At 62.4% G+C, this 19,156-nt stretch carries 19 protein-coding genes and 1 riboswitch; of the genes, 10 read left to right on the forward strand and 9 right to left on the reverse strand.

What is annotated here, in order from left to right:
- Positions 1–368 precede the first annotated feature (368 nt).
- The 3 genes from CJ028_RS19490 to CJ028_RS21790 are packed head-to-tail and all read left to right on the forward strand — an operon-like array spanning position 369 to position 1,620.
- On the forward strand, positions 369–971 hold the full coding sequence (locus CJ028_RS19490) for a hypothetical protein (RefSeq protein ID WP_105036809.1): 603 nt from the start codon (positions 369–371) through the stop codon (positions 969–971).
- On the forward strand, positions 968–1,492 hold the full coding sequence (locus tag CJ028_RS19495; protein ID WP_105036810.1) for an RNA polymerase sigma factor: 525 nt from the start codon (positions 968–970) through the stop codon (positions 1,490–1,492). The genes CJ028_RS19490 and CJ028_RS19495 overlap by 4 nt, the downstream gene beginning before the upstream one ends.
- Positions 1,489–1,620: a hypothetical protein gene (locus CJ028_RS21790; RefSeq protein WP_276309406.1), complete on the forward strand. Its 132-nt coding sequence runs from the start codon at positions 1,489–1,491 to the stop codon at positions 1,618–1,620. The genes CJ028_RS19495 and CJ028_RS21790 overlap by 4 nt, the downstream gene beginning before the upstream one ends.
- Positions 1,621–1,827: 207 nt before the next feature.
- On the opposite strand, the gene CJ028_RS19500 is transcribed toward CJ028_RS21790, so the two are convergent.
- From CJ028_RS19500 to CJ028_RS19510, 3 genes are all read right to left on the reverse strand, one after another.
- Positions 1,828–2,256, reverse strand: coding sequence for an SRPBCC family protein (locus tag CJ028_RS19500; RefSeq protein ID WP_105036811.1), 429 nt, complete (start codon positions 2,254–2,256; stop codon positions 1,828–1,830).
- Positions 2,253–2,612, reverse strand: a complete 360-nt coding sequence (locus tag CJ028_RS19505) for an ArsR/SmtB family transcription factor (RefSeq protein WP_105036965.1) — start codon at positions 2,610–2,612, stop codon at positions 2,253–2,255. Before CJ028_RS19505 ends, CJ028_RS19500 begins: the two co-directional genes overlap by 4 nt.
- A 739-nt stretch (positions 2,613–3,351) precedes the next feature.
- The gene (locus tag CJ028_RS19510; protein WP_148666448.1) at positions 3,352–4,218 is read right to left on the reverse strand and encodes a hypothetical protein; all 867 of its coding nucleotides are present in this window, start codon (positions 4,216–4,218) and stop codon (positions 3,352–3,354) included.
- A gap of 124 nt (positions 4,219–4,342) precedes the next feature.
- On the opposite strand from CJ028_RS19510, the gene CJ028_RS19515 reads away from it, so the two are divergent.
- A complete protein-coding gene (locus CJ028_RS19515) occupies positions 4,343–5,677 on the forward strand; it encodes an NAD(P)/FAD-dependent oxidoreductase (RefSeq protein ID WP_205684100.1) in 1,335 nt (444 codons plus the stop codon).
- Positions 5,678–6,225: 548 nt separating this feature from the next.
- Here the strand turns inward: CJ028_RS19515 and CJ028_RS19520 are convergent.
- Positions 6,226–7,257 (reverse strand): hypothetical protein, encoded by a 1,032-nt coding sequence (locus CJ028_RS19520; protein WP_105036814.1) that lies wholly within the window; start codon positions 7,255–7,257, stop codon positions 6,226–6,228.
- Positions 7,258–7,624: 367 nt separating this feature from the next.
- Here CJ028_RS19520 and CJ028_RS19525 point away from each other — a divergent pair, with 367 nt between their 5' ends.
- Together CJ028_RS19525 and CJ028_RS19530 are read left to right on the forward strand one after the other, a co-directional pair.
- Positions 7,625–8,554, forward strand: coding sequence for an aldo/keto reductase (locus CJ028_RS19525; protein ID WP_105036815.1), 930 nt, complete (start codon positions 7,625–7,627; stop codon positions 8,552–8,554).
- A 30-nt stretch (positions 8,555–8,584) separates the two neighbouring features.
- Positions 8,585–10,483 carry a Na+/H+ antiporter gene (locus CJ028_RS19530; protein ID WP_105036816.1) on the forward strand — a complete coding sequence of 633 codons (1,899 nt, stop codon included), beginning with the start codon at positions 8,585–8,587 and terminating at the stop codon, positions 10,481–10,483.
- On the opposite strand, the gene CJ028_RS19535 is transcribed toward CJ028_RS19530, so the two are convergent.
- The 4 genes from CJ028_RS19535 to dhaK all read right to left on the reverse strand — a co-directional run bounded on the left by CJ028_RS19535 (position 10,480) and on the right by dhaK (position 13,729).
- On the reverse strand, positions 10,480–10,854 hold the full coding sequence (locus CJ028_RS19535) for a DMT family transporter (protein WP_105036817.1): 375 nt from the start codon (positions 10,852–10,854) through the stop codon (positions 10,480–10,482). The genes CJ028_RS19530 and CJ028_RS19535 overlap by 4 nt on opposite strands.
- An 11-nt stretch (positions 10,855–10,865) precedes the next feature.
- Positions 10,866–10,930, reverse strand: a riboswitch (guanidine-III (ykkC-III) riboswitch).
- Positions 10,931–11,323: 393 nt separating this feature from the next.
- On the reverse strand, positions 11,324–12,022 hold the full coding sequence (gene dhaM, locus CJ028_RS19540; protein ID WP_240607434.1) for a dihydroxyacetone kinase phosphoryl donor subunit DhaM: 699 nt from the start codon (positions 12,020–12,022) through the stop codon (positions 11,324–11,326).
- Positions 12,023–12,032: 10 nt separating this feature from the next.
- Positions 12,033–12,716 (reverse strand): dihydroxyacetone kinase subunit DhaL, encoded by a 684-nt coding sequence (dhaL, locus tag CJ028_RS19545; RefSeq protein ID WP_105036818.1) that lies wholly within the window; start codon positions 12,714–12,716, stop codon positions 12,033–12,035.
- A gap of 11 nt (positions 12,717–12,727) precedes the next feature.
- The gene (gene dhaK, locus CJ028_RS19550) at positions 12,728–13,729 is read right to left on the reverse strand and encodes a dihydroxyacetone kinase subunit DhaK (protein WP_105036966.1); all 1,002 of its coding nucleotides are present in this window, start codon (positions 13,727–13,729) and stop codon (positions 12,728–12,730) included.
- Positions 13,730–13,969: 240 nt separating this feature from the next.
- On the opposite strand from dhaK, the gene CJ028_RS19555 reads away from it, so the two are divergent.
- Both CJ028_RS19555 and glpK read left to right on the forward strand, forming a co-directional pair.
- Positions 13,970–14,737 (forward strand): MIP/aquaporin family protein, encoded by a 768-nt coding sequence (locus CJ028_RS19555; RefSeq protein WP_105036819.1) that lies wholly within the window; start codon positions 13,970–13,972, stop codon positions 14,735–14,737.
- Positions 14,738–14,844: 107 nt separating this feature from the next.
- Complete coding sequence (glpK, locus tag CJ028_RS19560) at positions 14,845–16,359, forward strand: glycerol kinase GlpK (protein ID WP_105036820.1); 1,515 nt, start codon at positions 14,845–14,847, stop codon at positions 16,357–16,359.
- 30 nt (positions 16,360–16,389) lie between these two features.
- Here glpK and trpD read toward each other — a convergent pair whose 3' ends face one another.
- The gene (trpD, locus tag CJ028_RS19565; protein WP_105036967.1) at positions 16,390–17,442 is read right to left on the reverse strand and encodes an anthranilate phosphoribosyltransferase; all 1,053 of its coding nucleotides are present in this window, start codon (positions 17,440–17,442) and stop codon (positions 16,390–16,392) included.
- A 143-nt stretch (positions 17,443–17,585) separates the two neighbouring features.
- On the opposite strand from trpD, the gene ctaE reads away from it, so the two are divergent.
- Together ctaE and qcrC are read left to right on the forward strand one after the other, a co-directional pair.
- Positions 17,586–18,215, forward strand: a complete 630-nt coding sequence (ctaE, locus tag CJ028_RS19570; protein WP_240607435.1) for an aa3-type cytochrome oxidase subunit III — start codon at positions 17,586–17,588, stop codon at positions 18,213–18,215.
- Between the two features lie 37 nt (positions 18,216–18,252).
- Positions 18,253–19,065: a cytochrome bc1 complex diheme cytochrome c subunit gene (qcrC, locus tag CJ028_RS19575; RefSeq protein WP_105036821.1), complete on the forward strand. Its 813-nt coding sequence runs from the start codon at positions 18,253–18,255 to the stop codon at positions 19,063–19,065.
- The last annotated feature ends 91 nt before the right edge of the window (positions 19,066–19,156 follow it).

Below are 19,156 nucleotides of genomic sequence, written 5' to 3' on the forward strand. Positions count from 1 at the left end.
GTTTCCATGGGCTTACTATGCTCGTCCCACGGGAAGGCCCATTGAAGCAGACGGTGCGCCCGCTGATCCAACCGCCTAGCCGAACTTCGGTTCCTAGGTGAGCACCTGGCGGCAATCTTGGCGCCGGTCGTCCTCTGCCCGCACGGGGAACGACGACCGGGACGCCTGAGCAGGCGATCGCCAGCTTTGTTCAGATCCCGTAGGTGGAACCCTCACCGGGACGGACGTGATCGGCTCGCTTGCGCGCTGAGCAGTACGGAAAAATCGTGGCGGACGCCAGTCGCGGTCCAATTGAGTGTGGGCCGTCGTCGTTTCGGCGCCAGGTGGACATATTCAGTGTGTAGACATCCCCGATGTAAGGAGTTCCTATGGATCCGTCCTCGAGTTTTCGCGACGATGCACTCAACGATCTGCTCGATCGCGCCGCGGCGCCGGCGCCACTCTCGGCGCTGATGACAGACGCAGCCTTGCAGGAAGCCACTCGAGCTGCGCGTTTTGAAGCCGCTCGGGATGTCACGAGTCGTCTGGGCCGGCGGCTTGCCATTTCCGGCGTCGCGCTCGCACTGGTCCTCGCGGGTACCGGGGTCGCGGCCGCCGTCACGAACTTTGAGTGGCCTTCCTGGGCGCAACAGCCGGACGCGACGATGCAGATCACTCTTCCCAGCGGCGCGCAGTGCGAGTACCTGATCGGGAACCTGCAGAACGCAGATCCCGAGATCATGGACGCGGCCCGCGCCTTCTTTGCCTCTGCACCCGTTCCGACGACTGCGCAGGTCGACGCACGAGTCGTTGCCGTCCACGGGGAAACACTGGCACAGACTCCTGAAGGCGACCGCGACCGTCGATACTCTTCGGGGGTGGTGGGTGTGATGGCCGACGAGCTGGACGCCGACCTCCAACAGCACGGGTTCCACAGCGCTCAGCGACCTTATTTCGAGGGCGTCATCACCTGCGAGGGCACGAATCAGTGAGTGCTGTTCGTAGGGCACGCGACGAACGCCTCACCAACGCACTAGACCAGAACGCGAGAGACTTGCTGCGGTACCTCGAACGCCGCGTCGGGAGCAACGACGCGCCGGACGCCCTTTCGGACACCATGATCGCCGCGTGGAAAGGAGCGGCGAGAGTCCCGACCAATCCCGTCGAGGCACGAATGTGGCTGTTCGGGATCGCACGCAATGTCGTCCTCAACCACTCACGTGGAGAACGGCGCCGTTCGCGCCTCGCCGAGCGCCTACGCGAGTCAGTGGGTGTGCTGCCTGCCAACAACGATGCCGCTGCCGGTCTCGACGTTCTGGACGTTCTGGACGCGATCCAACGCCTCGACCCGGACCTCTCGGAAGTCATTCGCGCAGTCCACTGGGACGGGTTTAGCTTGGCGGAGATTAGCCAGTATCTGGGGTTGCCGGCGTCAACGGTCCGCAGTCGGTACCATCGCGCGAAGCGGGAATTAGCCCACGTTCTGGGCAGCCAGGTCGAGCTCATTCAATGAGACTCCACAAGACGGTCGACCCCGCCGCCGTCGAACTGACCGGCACTACGTCGATCGAGATTCCAACGACCTATACCGAGCTCGATCAGGATGCGGGACTGAGGCGCGCTGCTCGGCTTACGCCCTGACCGCCAGGCACCGGCGCGCGGCGCAGGACACCGCCCGTAACGCGAACGACGACCGGGACGCCTGAGCAGGCGATCGCCAGCTTTGTTCAGATCCCGTAGGTGGAACCCTGAGCGGACCTGGTTGCGGGCTTCGACTTTGACGACTCGGTCGGGGTGGGGTTGCGGTCAGTGTCGCCCTCGCAACGCGCTGACACGGCGGGTGCCCGTCTAGCGGACGAGCAGCTTCTCCATATCGTCGAAGAACGCGGTGTATCCGGCCGTGAGGGCCGCCTTCGACGCGTCGTCGAAGCCCTGGGCGGTTTGCACCATTGTCATCATGGCGCCGCCGTCGACGGCGACGATATCGACGGTGACGGGCTCGCGGGCCGGATCATCGGGCTGGTCGGTGAGGGTGAGGGCGAGCCGCGTCGGACGATTCACCTCTGTGAACTCGCCAACCCAGTGCTTCAGGCTGCCGTCGGGCAGGTGCATGGTCGCCTTCCACCCGCCGCCGACACGGACATTCATCTCGACATCGTCGACCGGGACCGCGGCCGTCCCGAACCAGACCGCGAAAGAAGCAGGCGTTGTCCAGGCGTCGAAGACCTGCTCGGGTGTTGCGGGGAAGGTGCGGGTGATGCTGACGGGGTTGCTCATGAGGTTTCTCCTTTGTCGGTCATGCTTGTTTCGGTGGTCGTGATCTCAGCGAGGACGTCACCGAGGGCATCGAAGCTGGCACCCCAGAACTTCGCGTAGTCGCCGATCCACGCGCAGGCATTCGCCAGCGGTCGAGCGTCAAGCGTCGCGGGGCGATACTGCGCATTCCGACCTCGACTGACCAGTTCCGCGGCTTCGAGCACCCGGAGGTGTTTCGACACCGCTGCGAAACTCATCGCGAACGGCTCTGCTAGCTGCCCAACTGTCGCCTCGCCGTCCGCCAGGCGCGCCAGGATGGCGCGCCGCGTCGGGTCGGCGAGGGCCGCGAAGGTGCGGCTGAGCTGGTCCGTGGGCATGTTGTCCAATCTTGTATTCAACTGGCTAGTATAGAACTGATAAGTTGAATATAAGGCATCGCGCGTTTCCCCGTCAAGCCCAGGGCCACCTCTCTTCTGGGCCGGGTCGAAGGAACGCGAGGGTCGAAGAAGGCAGCGGAGCACATCGCGAGTCGCACCATAAAGAATCGTTGTCCCCTCGCGGGTGATTAGCTAATGCCGCAAGCGGGACGTCGAGCGCGACAGATCTGGGGCTAAACCACCCGGCGGCCGAGTTCGCCGTCGCTGTGCCGCTGAGGAACCCTCTACGGGACGGCAGGAGCGCTGGACCCATTTGGTCACGTGCGAGCTGAGTCAACATGCAAGAGTCGCGACGGGATCGCGGACGCTCGACGCCAGAAGCCCCGGCCGCCGAGCCCAAATGTCTGGTCAATCCGTCGCCTGCGGAATCCATTGCGCAAGGTGGTCGCTACTCATTCTTCAGACGCGGCCGGAAGGACGAGTGTGTCAGAGTCAATTTCGACCGGCGCGTCACTCACTTGCGGCGTCGAGGTTCCAGATGCTGTATCACCAGCATTTGGAGCCGAGACTGCGCATCCAGTCAGCGCGAAAATGGCTACGACTACGGTCAGGCTCCTAGCACAGGACAGCACATGCCCAATTTTCCCCCTATCTCCGCCGTATCGTCGTCGCGATATCGACGTGTCTCGACGCACTAAACCCTTGGACGTTGCCTCGCACGGGGGCCCGTTCGGTATCGTTATTCGCCCGCGTAGATCACGATCTCCTGGTTCGCTTTGTCGTAGACGAACTGCAGGGCGGTCGGTCCCGGGAACGCCGACTGCAGTTCGCCGGGAAGGTCGTCGTCGTCCGCCATCAACTGGGTCATCGCCGGAAACGGTCCCGCTGCACAACCGCCCCTGACCCGCCCCGAGAATGAATTTGAGTCGGAGTTCTCGCCGTCCGCGGCCAAGAAGACGCTCAGGCACTCGTCCTCTGCGCCGCTACCGAACCAGCCGCCGGCCGCGACGACTGCACGAAGCCCGTAGAACTCGTGGAAGGCCTGCGCAGCATCGCCTTCAGGTGCGATGTGCTGGAACATGCCGGGGACCTGATAGCTGGGATCGATTGATAGTCGGGCGACCTGGTCGGCTCCGGTCTGGAGAGGATCGGGCTGGACCCGCTCGACAAGAATGAGGGCGGCCGCGATGACGCTCGCGATGACGGCGAGACCGAGCGCAATCAGCACGGTCGAGCGACGGACACGGGCGAGTCGATCCCCAACGGCAAGAGCGAGGCGAGCAAAACGTCTCAAAAATTCGTGAGTCGGGCGTTCCTGCTCGTCGTCGACGAGATGGGACTCTTCTTCGCTGCCGGACACGTCGATCGGATCGACGGTAGGCTCCGGGGGCATAACCGCATCGAGAAGTTGCGGCGCTAGTTGCCGTCTCGCGTCCTCGAGTTCCTGAAGCCGCACTTGTGCTGGAAAGTCGTGATGGATGTCGGCCTTTCGACCGTAGGCCCGTGCTTGCAGGCCACGCAGTTCATCGTCCTCAGTCGCCCCCATACAAAAGATCCTCTCACCAACCACTCCGACGCGTAAACCGCACCGGGATACCGACAGCACGTCTCTTAAGGGGAACCTTGAACGGACGTTTGGTGGGTGTCCACCGTTCAGCTTTAAGTCTGCCTGACGTACCATGGATGAATGAGCGAGAAGAACGATTGGATCGGAGCGCTGGAACTCCCAGGTGGACGTCGCATCTGCGGGACGGGCGTGCGTCGATCTCGCGGCTCGGTCGAGCCGCCTGGCGACGACGTCAACGAAATGGCGGCATAATCCCCGGGACACTTCCAAGGTCCTGCTCAAAGGGATTGAGCAACCGTCAAAACGAATCAAGTGGGAAGAAAGCAGGCTCGTGACGCATCACATCGTCATTCTCGGAGCCGGTTACGCCGGCCTTGCCACCGCGACCGGAATCGTCCGTCGGCTTCGAAAGGGCGAGGTGATCGTGACCATGGTCAACGATTCTCCCTTTTTCGTCGAGCGGGTCCGCATGCACCAGCGAACGGTCGGCCAGGAACGCGCGGAACGATCGCTGGCATCGCTACTGACGCACACCGGAATCCGCGTGGTCATCGGGCGCGCGAGCCATGTGGATCTGGTGCGGCGGGAAGTGGGTGTCCGCATCGACGGTGGTGAACGAACACTGCCGTATGACACGCTGGTCTACGCACTAGGCAGCATGAGTTCGTGTTCTGCGGTTCCGGGCGCGGCTGAGCACGCCCTTGCCCTCAGCAATTGGAGCAACGCCACGAAGATCCGGGACCGCGTGCTAGAAGTGGCCGGATCCAACGCCGATATCGTCGTTGTCGGGAACGGTGCGACCGGCATCGAGGTCGCGGCCGAGCTGGCGGAAAGCCAGCCGAATCTGCGCGTGACGCTGATTGGCCAGCGCCCGCTGGGTGGCTGGCTTTCGAAACGGGCGGCCCGCCGCCTGCATCGTGTGTGCGAGCGGCTAGGGGTCGTCGTTCGCGATGACGTGATCGTCACGGAAGTACGCCACGACAGCCTCCTGTTGGACGGCGGCGAGACGCTTGCGGCCGATGCCGCGATCTGGGCACTCGGCTTCAGTGTTTCGCCGATCGCCAGGGAAGCCGGGATCGACGTTGATGCCGACGGGCGAATACTGGTCGACGGTACTTTGCGTTCGACCTCTCATCCAGACATCTATGCCGTCGGGGATGCGGGCGCCGCGCAAGGTTCGGACAATCGCCCCCTGAGAATGGCGTGCGCCACCGCGATCCCCATGGGAAAGTACGCGGCAACTGCCATCGCCGCCCGATTGCGTGGGGAAATCCCGCGGCCGTTCCGCTTCCGCTACGTCTTCCAATGCCTCTCGCTCGGTCGGCGCGACGGTGTTATCCAGTTCCTCCACCCTGACGACCACCCCACCGGATTCGTCCTCGTCGGTCGGCCCGCGGCACTGTACAAGGAAGCCATCGTGCGGGGCGCCGCACTGAGCGCGCGCGGCTATGGGCGCCCTTTGGGCCGCCTTGGCCTTTTACGGGTGAGGCGTGACTAGGCGGCGATCAGCGGGCGGAGAAGCCGGGCGAGGACTTTCGCATAGAAGATCGTCACGCGTGTCCCGTCCGCGGTGACAGTGCAACTGTTGCTGCGTTTCCGGCATTGGATGAGCGCGTTGGTTCGGAGCCGGGTGAGGATCTTATGGAATCTGGGTGGTGCTGTAGGCAGTTCCAATTGTGCGGCTTCACGAGGACATGCAGGCTTCGGCGGGTGAATCCAGGTAGCCCCTCATAGACGCCGCCGGAACGTCCCATAAGCCAGTTGTGGACTGGGCCGTCAAATCACTGTGCGGAAGCGTCGAGACTACGTTGTGTGGCCATCCGCCATGGCGCCACGCGGCACAGGTTGATTCTGTCGCGTCCCGCCTCGATGCCGGTGGGTGCCACACCGTTACCCAACACGTCGATGCTCCCGACTCGCGACTTCAACGACACGCAACAAGATCGAATTCTCAGCCGGAGTGATGAGAACCGCCGTGGCTTTCGCGAACTGGTCGGCGCGGGCGGCCAAGCATCGCTCACCACGCGATTCGCCGGGCGCACTCGCTCAACTTTTAGCGTCGTCGGGGAACGGAAGGCCGGTCTCGTAGTTGAACTGCGGTAACCCTGCATTGCTTCGCCGCAGATTCTCCTGAATGTGCGCCATGCGCTCGGGCCAGTCTTTCCCGTCCGTCACCCCGCCTGTCAGATGAAGATTCAATTGGCGAACGAGTTTGTTCGCCGCGTCTAGGTCGGGCTGAACTACCCGGTAGAACTCAATGTTGAACCACTCGAAGAGTGCGACCATGCCCGCCTCGTAAGGGGCGACAACGCTGATCAGACGGACTGACTTTCGACTATTCAGATAAGCCCGTGAATCGGCCTTCCAACCCTTCCACTCAGCCAGTACCTCGCTAGTCAATCCGACCTCAGTCGTTCGAGTGTCAGGCGTAATCCGGCCGCTGAACGGCCAAGGGGCGGACCCGTAATGCAGCATGTAGTTCCGCAAGTCCCGCAGCACAGTCACCCCATCGATTGCTCGAACGAGCATTGACTGCTCGTTGTAGCTCTCTTCGAACGGGTTGCCAAGCGTTTTGGCAACGCGACGCGCCACGTCGATGACAGCTCCCATGGCCCCCAAATACGCAATTAACGCACTGTCCAGGGCGCCCACATACTGCTCACGACCGTCCAGTGGAGGGATGTTTCGCATCAACTCGTTCTGCATATTTTCGTCAGTTTCGCCGTGGTGAAGCAGAGCCCGAAGCTCGACAGACCGTTGGTACCAGGGTCGAAAGGTCCGCTGAACATCGGCCATCAACTGGTCGGCCTTCTTGCCAGGATGGTTCTTCAGCATCTTCTGTAGGCGCTCGTACTCCGCCCGGTGGGCCTCTTGCTCATCCATCGAAGTCATGCCCCCGATTATGTCGCAGAGCAAGAACTGGCTCGTGGGAACAAAACCTACGGCGGTGATTGGCGAGAGCCAACTCTCGCCCCCTTGGGCATCCTCAGCCCGGTGGATCAGCTGCAGGGTTAGAAGCTCATCTCGCTGGTGGTCGACCGAGTAGCCAAGCGCAACATTTGCTGTCTTGCCGAACATGGATTCAGGCGCCCGCAAGCCGGACCCCCTACGGACACTCCCCCGGAAGCTGGCGGTTCTGACCACACCGGATTGCTACGGTGCCCGTTTGAGTGTCCCGACATTAAGCCCGATGACCGGGCGTCAAACGCAACAGCCCTTGGCCCAGTTTGCACCGCAGAATTCGATCGTTCCGCTCAGGCGTAGCCAGGCACCGGAAGTGCCATGATTCTGCGATCTGCCTCAACTTAGATGAGACAGACGGTCGAATTCCGTGTCTCGTAAAATGAGGCAGCGGCGAAATTCCGGCGATCTCTGCCTCACTTTAGATGAGACGGGACAGGTACCGGGGGTGTTGTTCTGGCCCGTCTGCACCCAGACTGGAGGTATGAAGACAATGGCGTTACCGAATACAGACTTTGAAGTCTCCAACATCATTCTGGGGCTAATGCGGATCGTTCCTCTCGCCGACGAAGAAATCCGATCCTTGGTTGGAGCGTCCAGAGACGCTGGAATAAACTTCTTCGATCACGCCGACGTGTATGGCAGTGAGCCCCACGAATGCGAGCGGCGTTTCGGGGACGCTGTGACGTTTTCGGCGCAGGATCGGGCCAGTGTCGCCATCCAATCAAAGGTCGGTATTCGATCGGGCTTCTGGGACTTCTCCAGGGAGCATATCCTTAGCTCAGTCGATGAGTCGCTCACGGCGTTGAAGACCGATTATCTCGACATGCTGCTGCTGCACCGCCCGGACGCTCTTGTGGAACCCGCCGAGGTCGCCGAAGCGTTCAACATTCTGTACGATGCGGGAAAAGTACTTAATTTCGGCGTCTCCAATCACACTCCGGGGCAGGTCGAGCTATTGAAAAGCTCAGTGGCCCAGCCGCTCATCGTCAACCAGGTGCAGTTGAGCATCACGCATGCGCCCCTGATCGCCGCCGGCGTCTCGGCCAACATGGCTGGCCTGGACCAGTCCATCGACCGGGACAACGGCATTCTCGACTACTGCCGTCTGAACAACATCACGCTGCAGGCTTGGTCGCCGTTTCAGAAGGGCTTCTTCGATGGTATTTTTCTGAATGATCGAGAAAATTACTCCGCATTGAACGAGGTCATCGATGACCTTGCTCGAACCTACGATGCTCCCCCGGCTGCCATCGCCGTGGCCTGGATCACTCGTCATCCTGCCCACATGCAGGTGGTACTCGGCACGACCAGCGTGCACCATCTGCTCGATTCGGCCGCAGGGTCTGATATCGCCCTCACCCGGGAAGAGTGGTATCGGCTCTTCACAGCCGCTGGACATATCTTGCCGTAGTCTGGCCCCTGAAACCCTTGGCGGTAGAGAATGGATGTCTCACTCGGTCTTCTCGCTCTCGTCGTCGTCGTGTGCGCGGCCAGCGCCCTGGCTAGACGCTTGAACCTCTCTGTTCCACTGCTGCTCGTGGTGGTCGGTGTCATCGGTTCCTACCTGCCGTTCATTCCAGCGGTGAAGTTGGATCCAGAACTGGTGTTGGTGGGAATTCTTCCTCCGCTGCTGTACGCGGCGGCTATCCGCACCTCCCTGGTTGAATTCCGCACAAACCTGCGGTCCATCGGCCTGCTGTCAGTCGGATATGTCATTTTTGGTACCGTGGCCATCGGCCTGATCGTCTGGTGGTTGATCCCAGAAATTCCCCTGGCTGCGGCGTTAGCCCTCGGAGCGGTGGTGGCTCCCCCGGACGCGGTGGCGGCGACCACGATCGCGCGTCGAGTTGGACTCCCGCGGCGGGTTGTGAGCCTTCTGGAGGGTGAGTCGTTGGTCAATGATGCGACCGCACTGGTGCTTCTTCGCACGGCGATCGTCGCCATTGGCGGCAGCGTCACCGTCTGGCAAGTGGCGTCAGACCTCGCTTTTGCCGCCGGTGGGGGTGTCCTGATCGGCCTGATCGCTGCCTGGATCCTGCTGCAGATCCGAAAACGGGTACGCAACGTGGCCATCAACACGTCCATGTCGCTAGCGGCCCCGTTCGTTGCCTATATTCCCGCTGAGGAGATCAACGCATCTGGCGTGTTGGCTGTCGTTGTGGCCGGCCTCGTGATCGGCACCAAGACACCCGCCATGCCGGGCGGCGCGTCGCGACTGAGCCAGCGCAGCAACTGGGCCACGGTGCAGTTTCTGCTTGAGAACTCTGTTTTTCTGCTGATCGGATTACAGGTGCGGTCAATCATTGAAGCAACTTCCGGCGACTCGCTCGGTGCCGGGCGAGTCTGGGGCGCCTGTGCTGTCATCCTCGTCGCGGTGCTGGTGTTGCGCCCCATTTGGGTGTTCCCGGCCATTTATCTACCTCGCTTGATACCAAAAATTCGGAAGGCTGACCCCGCACCACCCTGGCAATTGCCTACCATTGTGTCGTGGGCCGGCATGCGTGGTGTGGTCACCCTGGCCGCGGTGTTCGCCCTGCCAGAAGACGTCGCCCACCGTCCCGTCCTCGTTCTCGCGGCTCTGGGGGTGGTGGCAGGAACCCTGGTTGTGCAGGGCCTGAGCCTGCCGTGGCTGGTACGCATCCTGGGTGTGCGTGGTCCGGATACCAAGGCGGATGCGCTCAGCCAGGCCGCGCTAATGGATCAGGCCACCGCTGCGGGCATAGAACACCTGCGCCGACACACCCGGCCCGACGATCCGCCGGAGGTGCTCGACATGCTCGAACGCCGCACCCAGGAACGCAATCGAGCGGCCTGGGAGCGGCTGGGACGGTCAGAGCTTGCCGACCGCACTCCCAGCAAGCGCTACGTACAACTGCGGCTGGCGATGCTCGATGCAGAGCGCGCCCGGGTTCTGAAATTACGCCGTTCGGGCGAGTATGCCCACGAGGTGATCAGCGAGGTGCTTGAGATGCTTGATGTCGAGGAATCCATGCTGGATACCTCGCCCGACGACCTGGGCATCGATTTCAGCGCTGAAACCCATTCCGCGATCCGGCCCGACACCGCTGGAGTCCCCCTGGGCGCTGGCGGCTGCGAGCACTTACAGGCCGTCGGTGAGCATCCAGTGCCGCCCAACCCGGAATGCACCGATTGTGTACGCGAAGGTACCACCCCGGTTCACCTTCGGATGTGCCTAATGTGCGGCAAGGTGGGGTGCTGCGATTCATCCGTGGGGCAGCACGCGACCCGGCACTTTCACGAGTCCGGCCACCCCACCATGTGCAGCGCCGAGCCGCGGGAATTGTGGCGTTGGTGTTACGTTGACGAGATTGTCGGTTAGCGCGTGCTCGTCGACACGCCAGAGGCCGTGTCCCCGAGGCCTGCAGCCTCGGTCGGGGTGTCCACGAGCTTGAGACCGACGACGCAGCCGATGAGCCCGACAAGCAAAGCGATCTTCAGCCAGGAGACGCTGGTGTCCCCGCTGATCATTGCCCAGGCCACCGTTAGAGCTGCGCCGATGCCAACCCACACGGCGTAGGCCGTCCCAATCGAGATTTCGCGCATCGCCCAGGCCAGACCTGCCATGCTGAGCGCGAGCGCGACACCGAAAATGACGGTCGGCCACAATTTGGTGAAACCCTCGGACTTGCCGAGCGCGGTCGCCCAGACGGCTTCTAGCACTCCGGACGCGATAAGTACGATCCACGACATAACTGATACTCCTCGGCCAGTCTTGTCGCGTTCCGGGTACTGATCCGTCGTCCGGGGTCGCATTCCACGGCCTCCCCGACTATAAGCACACCCACTGGGCAACCCCTGTGCACAAGGGCCAGACCCACGAATGCGGAAGCATCCTCCCTCAGCGCCAGTTCGCCCTGAGCGTCAGGTCTGCGTCCGATGTATGACCATGCCAAATTCGTTGACCGGTTTGAAGGCGTCGCGGTCCCAGGCACCGGGGTGGGGAACCGGGCAGTTGATCACGGTATTTCGACTTGCGTGATCAATGGTGTGTTCGCGCATTGCACGACCGCAGATCGGGCACGCCCGTAAATCAGTCGCGCCCCGCTCTTCCGGACCGCTTGAGGTATTCCTGTCCTGAATCATGCCATTACGATACGCCTGATTGGACAATCAGGCACGGAACGGCTAAGGGTTTTTCCGCCTGTCGGTGCCGGACGGGCTACTCCTCGCCGAAACCTGATTCCAGTAGTTCTGCGAGTGCGGTAATCGCCGGGCCGGCCGACGGGTCCGTCGACGACAGCTGCACGCTGCTCCCCCGTGCCAGACCGAGCGACATGATGCTCAGCAGGCTGCTGGCGTCCGTGCCGTTCACGGTGATCGGAACCGAGAACGTGCTCGCCAGTTTCACGAATTCTGCGGCGGGGCGTGCGTGCAAGCCATCCTTGTTGACGAGGATAACGGTGCGCGACACCCCCACCGGAGCGAATGGTTCGGTGGTCGGCGTGGCGCTACTCGCCGAGTGCAGCGCGGACTGGGCGGCCGCCACGACCGCATCGAGGTCTCCCCCGATCTCTGCGGCGACCGCGGCGGCTACCCCGCCCTCGACCAGGGGCGCGTCAACGATTCGCACCTGGTTTTGCTCGGCATCCTCAAGAAAGTCACGCGCTGTTTCCGCGGTCAGAACCGCCGAACCGAGATCACACAGAATGACCACGCCGACGCCGCTGTTCGCCGCGGTGATGCCGTCGCTGATCTGCTCAAAGCTGGTACCGATGCCACCGGTATTCGTTCCCCCCGCAGCGACCAGACGCACAGACGGTGCCATCTGACGCGCCAACTCAACCAATCCCTCCGCGATCTTCGCACTGTGCGAGACGAAAACCAGGCCAACCCGGTCAGCGGATGCCGCCGCGCTCACTCGCGTACCATCACGCGGTCGCCAGCACGTCGGCTGCGGCGCGCAGCAGCAGCAGCGTTGACTGAGAACCAGGATCTCGGTGGCCGATGGCCCGCTCACCGAGGTAGCTCGCTCGTCCCTTGCGTGCGACCAACGGCTCGGTGGCCTGCGCGCCGTCCGCTGCGGCGTCCGCTGCGGCCAACAGCACCGTGCCCACGGCAGACCCGGCTGCTTGTGCCGACGACGCCGCGTTCACCGCCGGAGTCCAAGCGTCGATCATGGTCTTATCGCCCTCTTCCGCTTTGCCACGCAGCACGATGCCGTCGCGAGCCGCCGTCAGAAGGACGACCAGTGCGGCCGCATCCACCGACTCTGCAGCCCCAACAGCGCCGGCGGCCTTGAGAAAAGCCGTGCCATACAGCGGCCCCGCTGCCCCGCCCACCGTCGAGATCAGCGTCGTGGCGACCAGTTTCAGCACCGCACCGGGCGTTGTCCCTTCGGCCAGAGCGTCGAGTTTGGGCAGGACCGCCTGAAAGCCGCGATCCATATTCTCACCGTGATCACCATCGCCGATCTCCCGGTCTAGGGTGTTCAGGGCGGCGCGGTTGGCCGCGAGCACCTCGGCGCTCCGGCGAATCCAGCGCACGGTCCAGGCGGCGTCGAGCCGTGGCGCCGCGTCAGCGAGGGCAGAGTTTGGTTGATCGTTCAGGGTCATCGAATCTCCTTCTACCGTCCCCACCGTAGCGCGGCAGTCTGCACCGGGGCGTCCCACAGCCCTGTGAGCTCGTCGTCGAGTTTCAGAACCGAGATGGACGTTCCCGCCATTTCGAGGCTCGTCGTGTAGTTGCCCACCAGGCTCCGGGTGACCGTGATGCCTTTCTCGGCCAGGACTTCGGCGGCCCGGCGGAACACGATATATAGCTCAATCTGCGGTGTGCCGCCCAGGCCGTTCACGAACAGGAGCACCTCGTCACCGCTGACAAAGGGGAGATCTTCAAGGATCGGGCCGAGCAACCGGTCAACAATTGCGTCGGCGGGCTCGAGCTTGATCCGCTCCCGACCCGGCTCGCCGTGGATTCCAATGCCAATTTCGATCTCATCGTCGGCGAGCACGAAACTCGGCTCCCCGGCGTGCGGCACTACACAAGGGGTGAGCGCGACTCCCATAGTGCGCACCCGGGAATTCACCTTTTCGGCGATGGCGACGACGGTATCCAGGTCTTCTCCGCGTTCGGCGGCGGCCCCGGTGATCTTCTCGACCAGAACCGTGCCGGCCACGCCGCGGCGTCCGGCTGTGTAGAGCGAGTCCTTGACCGCCACATCGTCGTTGATGATGACAGCGCGCACCTCAATGCCTTCAGCGCCTGCCAGATCTGCTGCGGTCTCAAAATTCAAGACGTCGCCGGTGTAGTTCTTCACGATGTGCAGCACGCCGGCGCCGCCATCGACGGCCTGGGTGGCCGCGAGGATCGGATCGGGCGTCGGCGACGTGAAAACGGCTCCCGGAACAGCAGCATCCAACATTCCGTACCCAACGAACCCGCCGTGGAGTGGCTCGTGACCACTTCCGCCGCCGCTGACAATCCCCACCTTGCCCTGAACGGGGGCATCGCTGCGAGCGATAAACATCGGGTCGTGCGAAACGCGCACGATGTCGCCGTGAGCCGCTTCGAATCCGGCGACGGCCTCGTTGACGACGTTCTTGGGATCGTTTATGAGCTTTTTCATGACCATCCATTCACTCGGTGATGCCACGGTTCGAAACAGGGAGGAGCTGGCGGCGCCGAGGCACTGCCCAATACGGCTATTTCCCCACGGTCACCATACGCGTGGCGACGCTACACAGTAAAGGACGGCAAGCAACTCCATCAACCCATTCCCCTCGATCACACCGCGCGCTATGTTATTGCCAACCGCTCGCCGCCGAGGGGTGGCTTCGGCATCCCCAACCTGATCAGAAAGGTTCTCGTGGACAATATCGGAGCTGTATTCATCTCGGAGGTCGTCGGCACTGCCATGCTGGTTCTCCTCGGCACCGGCGTCGTCGCCAACGTCGCCCTGGCCAAGAACAAGGGCCTGGGGGGTGGGTTCCTCATGGTGACCATTGGCTGGGGATTCGCAGTGTTCGCCGGTGTCGTAGTCGCCTACCGTTCGGGGGCCCACCTCAATCCAGCTGTCACCCTGGGCCTCGTCGCCAACGGTACGGAAAAATTTGGGATGGATGTCCCCGTCAACGCGGTTTCCGTGCTCGCCTATATCGGCGCGCAGATGATCGGTGCCATTCTCGGCGCCGTGGCCTGCTGGCTCGCCTACAAGCAACACTTCGATGCCGAACCAGACCCGGCCAACAAACTCGGCGTCTTCTCCACCGGGCCGGCCATCCGCTCCTACGGCTGGAACCTCGTCACCGAAATCATCGGCACTTTTGTGCTGGTCTTCGTCGTCATCGCCTTTGGTGGTGACCGGCAGGGCACGACCGGCGGTCTGGCCTCTCTCGGAGCACTTCCGGTGGCCCTGCTCGTCATCGTCATCGGTACCTCGCTCGGTGGGCCCACCGGGTACGCCATCAACCCGGCCCGTGACCTCGGTCCGCGCATCGCCCACTTCATCCTGCCGATCAAGGGCAAGGGCAGCTCCGACTGGGCGTATTCCTGGGTACCCGTCGTCGGCCCGGTCATCGGCGGCTTGCTGGCCGGCTGGGCCGCGCTCATTCTGCTACCACTGCTCGCCACCTGACCCGAACAAACGGGCCGGTCTCCCGCGGACCGGCCCGTTGTCGTGCGACCACATCTGCACTGGCACACTCACAGCGTCATGCACACCTACAAGAGGGACACCCAGCAATGACTGATTACATTCTCGCTATCGACCAGGGAACCACCAGTTCCCGGGCCATCATCTTCGACAAGGCCGGTTCGATCGTGTCGACCGGGCAGCTCGAACACAAGCAGATTTTTCCGCAGGCTGGCTGGGTCGAGCACGACCCGAAGGAGATCTGGGACAACACCCGAGAAGTGATCGGGCAGGCGCTCTCCAAGGCCAACCTCACCCGGCACGATATCACAGCCATCGGAATCACCAACCAACGCGAAACCGCCGTGGTCTGGGACAAGACGACCGGTATTCCGGTCTACAACGCCATCGTCTGGCAAGACACCCGCACCCAGCCCATCGTCGACCGCCTTGCCGCCGACGGCGGGGTCGAACGGTTCAAGATGAAGGTAGGCCTGCCGCTGGCCACCTACTTCTCCGGCACCAAGATCGTCTGGATCCTCGAAAACGTCGAGGGCGCCCGCGCCAAAGCGGATGCCGGCGACCTCTTGTTCGGCACCACCGACACCTGGGTATTGTGGAACCTCACCGGCGGCGTTGACGGCGGAGTGCACGCCACCGACGTCACCAACGCCAGTCGCACGCTGTTCATGGACCTCGAAACCCTGCAGTGGGACGACGAGATCCTCGACATCTTCGACGTTCCGAAGTCAATGCTGCCGTCGATCCGTTCGTCGTCGGAGATCTATGGCACCGCGCACACCTCGAGCTTGCTGCGGGAGGTTCCCGTCGCCGGTATCCTCGGCGACCAGCAGGCTGCGACGTTCGGTCAGGCAGCGTTCGACCAGGGCGAGGCAAAGAACACCTACGGCACCGGAAACTTTCTGATTTTCAACACCGGCACCGAAATCGTGCACTCCAAGAATGGCCTGCTGACCACCCTCGGGTACAAGCTCGGCGATGACGCCCCGCACTACGCCCTGGAAGGATCCATCGCCGTAACCGGTGCGCTGGTGCAGTGGATGCGTGACAACCTCGGCATGATCAGCTCGGCCTCAGAAATTGAGGCCCTGGCGAAAACAGTCGACGACAATGGCGGAGCCTATTTCGTTCCGGCATTTTCGGGATTGTTCGCACCGTACTGGCGTTCCGACGCCCGCGGAGCTCTGGTCGGGCTCACCCGGTTTGTGAACAAGGGGCACATCGCCCGAGCGGCACTCGAGGCGACGGCTTTTCAAACGCGCGAGGTCATCGACGCGGTCAACGCCGACTCGGGTGTCCCCCTCACCGAGATCAAGGTTGACGGCGGCATGATCGCCAACAACCTGCTCATGCAATTTCAGGCCGACATCCTCGGCGTCCCCGTCGTCCGACCGGTTGTCGCCGAAACGACAGCGCTCGGCGCAGCATACGCTGCCGGCCTCGCCGTCGGTTTCTGGAGCGGCCTGGACGAGTTACGCACCAACTGGCAGGAGGACAGCCGCTGGACGCCACAGATGGACGAAGCCGAACGCAGCCGCCAACTGCGCAACTGGAAAAAAGCGGTCACGAAGACCTTTGGGTGGGTCGACGACGACGTTCTCTAGCGAGCAACCCGAAACTGCGGCGACCCGGTCTCAGACCTGGGTCGCCGCGATCCACGACGACAGCTTGGCCGTGGCCGCCCCGGAATCAATCGCCTCGGCAGCCACGGCCAATTTATTTCGAAAACGATCCAGGATGGCAACCTGCACCTGTGCGGCATCATTGGCCAGGTCGAACGCGACCAGTCCGGCCGCAGCATTCAGCAGCACAATGTCACGAATCGGGCCTGATTCGCCGGCGAGCACGGAGTGCACGATGTCCGCGTTGTGCTGGGGCGAACCGCCGACCAGCTCGCTGATCTGCGCTCGCTTCAGGCCGAGATCCCTCGGGTCGATATCGTGTTCGGTCACCAGACCGCGCGATACCTCCCAAACGTGACTGTGCCCGGTGGTCGTCATTTCATCCAGCCCATCGTCCCCGCGAAAGACCAGTGCGGTCGCACCGCGGGTTTGAAAGACGCCGACGAACAGCGGCACCCGCTCGAGGTCGGCCACCCCCACAGCGGATGCCTCCGGCCGCGCCGGATTGCACAACGGGCCGAGAAAGTTGAACACGGTGGGGATGCCCAGCTCCTTGCGGGTGAGGGCAGCGTGGCGAAATCCGGGATGAAAAGCCGCCGCAAAGGCGAACGTGATCCCGGTTTCCTTGAAGACCTGAGCGACCCGCGTCGCGTCGCGCGACAGATCGATGCCTAATTCACCGAGGACATCGGATGACCCAGAGGCGCTACTGGCGGCCCGGTTGCCGTGTTTGACAACCGGCACACCGGCCGCCGCGCAGACGATGGACGCCATCGTCGAGATGTTCACGGTGCCGAACTGATCACCACCGGTCCCGACAATGTCGAGCGCCATCGGATTGACCGGCAGCACAACGGCCTGTTCGAGAATCGCATCTCGGAAGCCGACAATCTCATCGACGGTCTCCCCCTTGGCGCGAAGGGCAACGAGAAAAGCGCCCAGTTGCGAGGGAGAAGCCTCTCCGAGCATGATGCGTTCCATGCTCCAGGCGGCATCCGCCACGCTCAGGTCTCTACCAGAAAGAAGGGAATTTAATATGTTGGGCCAAGACTGCGATTCAAGCATGATTCCGATCATAGAAGAACAGGCCCAACTCCCCCGAATTCACGGCCTGTAAGCGCTGAATTTGCCCACCCCGACGGGGTAGAAACTCTCACTTGCATGCCTGTTTGAGAAAAACCTGTGGGAATATCGGCCATAATGGAGGGGTGACCAGCACCTCAATTACTCAGACGGCGAGTGCGCCCGTCGTGAACCGGCCCAACAGCGTGGCTGTAGGCACCATTGTGTGGTTGGGCAGCGAGGTGATGTTTTTCGCGGGGCTCTTCGCAATCTACTTCACGCTTCGTTCAACCGCCCCCGAGCTGTGGCTCTTTGAGGCCGACAAGCACAACGTCACCTTCGCGTTGATCAATACGTTGATACTCGTGTCGTCCTCGGTGACCTGCCAGTTCGGAGTATTCGCCGCGGAACGGCTGCAGGCTCGTTCAACCGGCTGGAAGCCGAGTGAGTGGGGCATGGTCGAGTGGTTCTTCCTCACCTACGCCCTCGGCGCGATCTTCGTCACCGGCCAGGTATTCGAATACGCCACCCTGGTGTCTGAGGGAATCTCACTCTCCTCCAACGCTTACGGTTCCGCGTTCTACATCACGACCGGCTTCCACGGCATTCACGTGACGGCTGGTCTGCTCGCCTTCCTTCTTGTGATTGGGCGCGGTTTCGCGGTCAAGAACTTCGGCCATAAGGAAGCCACCAGCGCGATCGTGGTTTCCTACTACTGGCACTTCGTCGACGTCGTCTGGATCGGGCTTTTCCTGGTCATCTACGTTCTTAAATAGAAGTACATACCTAGAAACGGGAGCGGACTACTTCAGCATGACCACGATCAAAACCCCTCGCGCACGCCGGCCACGCAAGACCGGACGTCGCCATCCCCTCGCCAGCGTTGCGCTCATTGCCGTCGGACTGCTCTTTACCGGAGGCGCTTATGTCGCCTTCAGCAGCAGCACTGCCGTTGCGACAACGGATGCTTCCTCCCAGCAGACCATCGCCCAGGGTGAAAAACTCTTTGCCGCAAACTGTGCGACCTGCCACGGCCTCAGCGCCCAGGGCTCCTCAGAAGGCCCCAGCCTGATCGGAGTCGGTGCTGCCTCGGTCGACTTCCAGGTCGGCACCGGCCGCATGCCGATGCAGATGCAGGGTCCACAGGCACAGAAGAAGCCCGTGCAGTTCACGGCCGAGCAGACTGCCGCGTTGGCCGCGTACGTAGCCTCGCTGGCTCCCGGTCCGGCTATCCCAGCCGCCGAGCTGTTGGACGCTGCTGGCGATGCCGCAAACGGAGCTGAACTGTTCCGAATTAACTGCGCCATGTGCCACAACGTTGCCGGTGCCGGTGGCGCGTTGACCGAGGGCAAGTTCGCCCCCGCGATCGAGAACGTTTCGGCGCAGCACATCTACGAGGCCATGATCACCGGCCCGCAGAACATGCCCGTCTTCAATGACATGAACATCTCCCCCGAAGACAAGCGCGACATCATCACGTACCTCAAGTACGTCGAGGACAACCCGTCTCCGGGCGGTCTGGCTCTCGGATCCCTGGGGCCGGTAGCTGAAGGACTCTTCATATGGATCTTCGGACTGGGCGCAATCGTGGCCCTCACCGTGTGGATCACCGCAAAATCAAACTAAGACTCGGTATCCGGTAAGACTCGGTATCCGTTCTTGACACGCCATTCGGTACCGATCGAACGTCGCGTAGCACCACAGTGCACAGAATTTA

The sequence above is a fragment of the Cryobacterium aureum genome (assembly GCF_002954245.1).
Classification (GTDB): domain Bacteria; phylum Actinomycetota; class Actinomycetes; order Actinomycetales; family Microbacteriaceae; genus Cryobacterium; species Cryobacterium aureum.